The sequence below is a fragment of the Microcoleus sp. D3_18a_C4 genome (genome assembly GCF_036702415.1).
GTDB lineage: Bacteria > Cyanobacteriota > Cyanobacteriia > Cyanobacteriales > Microcoleaceae > Microcoleus.
Map to the genome: position 1 here is coordinate 1 of NZ_JAUBTI010000124.1, position 5076 is coordinate 5076.

3 protein-coding genes and 1 tRNA gene are annotated in these 5076 nt (G+C 46.8%); 3 read left to right on the forward strand and 1 reads right to left on the reverse strand.

Annotated elements, in window-relative coordinates; translation table 11 throughout:
- The first annotated feature begins 444 nt into the window (after positions 1–444).
- The 3 genes from QUB16_RS29605 (at position 445) to QUB16_RS29615 (ending at position 2225) form a co-directional block, all read left to right on the forward strand.
- On the forward strand, positions 445–1155 hold the full coding sequence (locus tag QUB16_RS29605) for a peptidoglycan-binding protein (protein ID WP_333321688.1): 711 nt from the start codon (positions 445–447) through the stop codon (positions 1153–1155).
- Positions 1156–1559: 404 nt separating this feature from the next.
- Positions 1560–1641, forward strand: a tRNA-Leu gene (locus QUB16_RS29610).
- Between the two features lie 221 nt (positions 1642–1862).
- Positions 1863–2225: a DUF433 domain-containing protein gene (locus tag QUB16_RS29615; RefSeq protein WP_445243027.1), complete on the forward strand. Its 363-nt coding sequence runs from the start codon at positions 1863–1865 to the stop codon at positions 2223–2225.
- Positions 2226–2619: 394 nt separating this feature from the next.
- Here QUB16_RS29615 and QUB16_RS29620 read toward each other — a convergent pair whose 3' ends face one another.
- On the reverse strand, positions 2620–4983 hold the full coding sequence (locus QUB16_RS29620; protein WP_333321690.1) for a transglutaminaseTgpA domain-containing protein: 2364 nt from the start codon (positions 4981–4983) through the stop codon (positions 2620–2622).
- Between the last annotated feature and the right edge of the window lie 93 nt (positions 4984–5076).

Here is a 5076-nt window from a genome sequence, read left to right on the forward strand (position 1 = left end):
GAATCGTCTCCGCTCTTTTTTCGAGCGTGGCTGCTGGTTTGTGCGCTCCCTAATTCCCGTCAAATCTTCCAAAGCGACAACTTGATTTTTGTTTTGAGCCTTAATTACGATACGGTGACTGATATAGCAACCCTAAATCATTTGTGAATTTCTTACTCCCTCCCCGAACTCGCGGGGAGGGTTGGGGTGGGGTAAAAAAATTACGACTCCTGCAAGGATTGCTATAGCAACCGCGCCAGACGCTTAGAACTTTCTTAATGGTCTAAACCAATGCGGTCTATTACCCCTTCCCTCGGACTTCTTGTTACCCGATCGCGAAGTCGAAAGTCATTCTTCCTTCTTGCTTCTGCTATATGTCTCAGAAAGCTGTCCGGGTAATACAATTAGATTTAGAAACATGAAAACAGGGAAACCTTGTCAAACCTCACTAACCGGATGAAATTTATGCGTGTGACTACTGTTACGATTTTCAGCTTGATCGCTCTGCTCGCTCCCGGCTTAACCCGAAAGGCAACTGCTGCTTTCGACTCCGAACCCTTGGTGCAGGAAGAGTACCGCCGAGACTTTACGGCTCCCGCCGCTCCGGGTGCGTCAGCATCGCCGGAGGGAAAGTCCCAAGCAGATATGTTTAACAAGCCTTTTTACGCGGGCGAGCAGGCGCCAGTGAAAAAGGAAAAAACTATCTCGGCGGGTGCTGACGGGCCAGAAGTTGCAGCCATACAGCAGCGGTTGCAGGTGCACAGTTTCAAGGTGGGGACGATCGACGGTTCCTATGGCTCTCGCACTACATCAGCGGTTCGTGCCTTTCAGCAGTCTAAGGGTTTGAGGGCAGATGGCATTGTGGACAAAGAAACTTGGACAGCTTTAGCAGCAGATCCAGCGTCAGCTTCGGAAACTGTGCAGAGCAATCCTCCAATTCTGAGCAATGCTGCTGTTCCCGGCAATCCTCCAACTCTTCTGAATAAAGGCGCTGTCGGTTCCAAGGTGAAAACGCTACAGGTGCGTTTGGAAATGCAGGGTTACGATCCGGGCCCGATCGACGGCATTTTTGGCGCTCGCACTGCTACGGCTGTCAAGAACTTTCAGCAGTATAAGGGCTTGATGGCTAACGGCATGGTGGACGACACAACCTGGAAGGCGCTGGGCCAAAAGTAAGCGACGAGGAGTGAAAAATACGGAAAATTGCTGTGGCGATAACTCATGATTGAACCCGGTGTCCCAAAATGACCGGGTTTCTCGATGTTGATCGATCGAGCAATTTGGTCATCAGCCTGCGGATTTATCAGTGGGTCGCTTTATTTTATCTAAAATCTAAAATCTAAAATCTAAAATCGGGCGATCGAGCAATTTGGTCATCAGCCTGCGGATTTATCAGTGGGTCGCCTTCTTCAATCTAAAATCTAAAATCTAAAATCTAAAATCGGGCGATCGAGCAATTTGGTCATCAGCCTGCGGATTTATCAGTGGGTCGCCTTCTTCAATCTAAAATCTAAAATCTAAAATCTAAAATCGATTGACCGATCGCTCTGTTGTGTGCTATAGTATTTAAATGTCAAAATGCGGATATGGCGGAATTGGCAGACGCGCCAGATTTAGGTTCTGGTTCCGAGAGGAGTGAAGGTTCAAGTCCTTTTATCCGCATACTATCTAATACTTTATAAATCCAGGGTTTGAGGTTCATGCAACCAAGAATCCCGTTTTTAGCTCATCTTTCGCTGACTCTTGCGAGTAAGGCGGTCGATCAAAACACTCTGTGCGATCGCAATGTTCGAGCATTTGCGTAGCCTTGACTGTGATTTTGTAACTTCTGATGATGCCGATCGGGCGAATCAATGGATTCCCGATCACGAGTAGAATAGTAGATGGCTAAAACAGGAAGTTTAGATATGGGACTTAATGAGTATTTTGATTTCTTAGCACCGGATGATATTCGTATTAAAGGACATCGCATCGGGATTGAGACGGTACTGTATGAGTATATTTATCGGGAACGCACCCCAGAAGAAATTCAGCAACTCTATCCTTCTCTCAGTTTAGCAGAAGTTTATACGACTATTTTGTATTATTTACAAAATCAAGAATCAGTAAGTAGATATTTGCAAGATTGGTTGGAGTGGTCGCATCAGCAGCGAAAAATGCAAGCAGCAAATCCCCATCCTGCAGCAGAAAGATTGCGAAAATTGAAAGCGGAACGGGAAAGGCAAACCGCGATCCAGGGTGCTTGAAGAATGGCACTTAAATATTTGATGGATGAGAATGTTACGCCCATTTATGCTACACAACTTCGCCGGAAACGCAACGAATACCAATACCGAATCATTCATCTCCCCTTAACATAAATTCACACTCCGAGCGCGTTCTAGAGAATGCTTGGCGTTATTACGATCGCCACCACCAAGAAATCGATCGCCTGATTGTTGCTCATCAAACCGATGATTGAAAGCGTGAGGCTGTATTAAGACTGAAATTTTGCGATCGCAATCAGATGATGCGCGGGTGGCCAGAAACCGGGTTTTTGCCCAGAAGACGCCATGCAGCCGTAGAAACCGGAAAAACCCGGTTTCTTGGGTTTTTCTCCGTAACTCCTATTTGTGTACAAGCGATTTGTATCGCCGATTTTTATCTTAACTTTTTCAGTTTCTTCAAGTGCGATCGCCTCAAATTTTCCACCAACTGCCGCAACTGGTTCAAATTACCCGATTCCCCGCCATACTTCCAGCGCACGTAAGCTTGCGAAACTTCATCAATCACCTCAGCTTCATCAGTTGCATGATTACCGCGCATAGCCTCAGCATACTCCAAAGGCGTTTGAGCTTTCTGCTTGGCAAATCCCCTACTCGCCAAATCCTTCAGCATTTCCTGATAAACCCCCTCCACCGGCGGCAACTTCGCCAACCAGCGGCGGTGGCGCCACTTGCGCCACACTTGCCAAATTAACCAGCCAATAAAGCCAAAGGCGATCGCAGCAATCAAGCCAGTAAATAACCCCACCCAGCCCTTAGCAAACTGTCCCAGAAACCAGCCCACAATCAAAGTTATCCAGCCAATTAGAAAACCTATAACTGAATCCAGCCCGCTTCTGAGAGGAGTCGGTAGCCAACCCGCGATCCACTTCCAAAACGATTCGATCGCACTAAAAGTCTGGTTGTCTTCCACCGAAGCCGGAATCAGCGGATAACCGGGAATCGGATTAAAAGCAAACCAGCCATTATTGGGAAAATATACCTCCGTCATCAAGAAAGCATCGGTATTTTTCACAACATAGTAACCAGTAAACGGGTTGAATTCCCCCGTATCGAAACCGCCCACCAGCCGCGCCGGAATCCCGATCAACCTCAGCATAATTGTCAATACCGTCGAAAAGTGGTCTGGATATCCACCTGTAACTTTTTTGCCCTCCTGAGTGTTTTTGTAGCCAAACAGAAAACCCTCGACTAAATCTTCACCTTCTTCTAAGTAAGGCAAAGCTTTTTCTATTTTGTAATTCGGATTTTGCTTTAAATATTGAGCTAAGTACAAAGCTTTTTCGTAAGGAGAGTCGATCGGTCTGTCCGACTGAGATACTCTAGTTCTTGCAGCCAAGATTTCTTCAGTTTTTTCTCGCACCTTCTGGGCAATCTCCGGCGGCACATCCAAATAGAAGTTGCGAATATTTTTCGGGTAATTAGTACCAGTTTTACCCAACAAAGAGCGATCGCGAAAAGGCACATTAGAAATCACCGTATAAGTCACACCCTCTCCCAATTCCGCAGGCGCTCGCAAACCCCCCTCCGCATCAATCGCCACCTCTGGACTCGGAAAATAAAGCTCCCTCGGCTTGTTTAAAGCCGGAATCAAATTCGGCATTGGAGCAACAATAGTATAACTTTGAATCACCTCTTGGAAGCGGGGCGCATTGGGAAAAGGATTGAGATAAAATTGATAAGACCAGCGAGGTCTAGTCAACTTAAAAGCATCCTCGTTGCGAGAAATTTCCCAACCCTGACCGGTGTATTTGTCAAAGCCTAATACCCGCCAAAAACCCGCAGCCTGCGATCGCACACGCATCACCACTTGGGGTTTCATTTCCCCCCGCAAATTTTGATTAATGCGCTGGTTGAAACCGTAATAAAAAGTAGAGTCTACCTCTCCTGGCCCAGAGTCTGGGTTTCTCCCCCTTCCTCCGCCAGTTCCTTTTTCATTTCCCCCTCTAACATACCCCGGATTCAGAATGCTGCGCGAGTCAAACTCCCCCTGATATTCAAGAGGAGCACTCACCGGAAAAGTCCGCAACTGATAGCCAGGGAGGCGCGGCAAAAACGCAAAAATAGTCAGCCCCAACCCGACAGTTATCAGCAGCAGCCAAGCAAAATTCTTTGGGGATAAAGTAGCAGCAAATAGCGACAGGCTTTCATTTTTCCCTTTACCTTGTGCTTTTTCGCCAATGGCTTCTGGCTTCAAAAATCCCAAGCGCGATCGATAATCCAAAACCAAAGTCGGAAGCGCTAAAGCCAAAAACACCAACAACAGCGGCCCAAAAGTCAAGGTTTGGCTGAGAGTCGCTGCTACCCCTAACAAAATTAGCCCGATTACCATCGAATAGCCCAAATCCTTGCGGCGGGGCAAATCGAAACTGTGCAGCACTTGAAGTTGGATTAAAAGTTGCGCCAAAACTAACCGCGTATCATTCAATTCTCCCACCAAGCGGCTAAAAAAAGCGAACAGGGCCACCAGCATTCCAATAGCTATGCAGAACTTAGCAGCTACATTGCGATCGCGGCGGCGGTACCAACTCCAAGTTGCTCCCACAATACTAACAGGCACAGCCCACAGGTTCTGGGCTTCTTCAGCAGCAACGTCAGTAGCCACAATTCCCACAATTACCAACAACTGAACTAGGATTCGCAGCAGTAAAGAATCCTCAATCACCGGCGGAGGCATGGCCTCAATCTGCTCCCACAGCTTACCCAAAACAGGTATATTTCGCAGGTTATCAGTTGTCATGTGCACCCATCCAACTATTTTAGATTTTAGATTTTAGATTTTAGATTCAATCCACAGATAAATCTGGGTTTTACCTAATATCTAAATCTTATT

Bases quoted from the DNA above. Each gene is read 5' to 3' on its own strand.
- QUB16_RS29605 (WP_333321688.1), top strand. From the start codon at position 445: ATGCGTGTGACTACTGTTACGATTTTCAGCTTGATCGCTCTGCTCGCT.
- QUB16_RS29615 (WP_445243027.1), top strand. From the start codon at position 1,863: ATGGCTAAAACAGGAAGTTTAGATATGGGACTTAATGAGTATTTTGAT.
- QUB16_RS29620 (WP_333321690.1), bottom strand. From the start codon at position 4,983: ATGACAACTGATAACCTGCGAAATATACCTGTTTTGGGTAAGCTGTGG.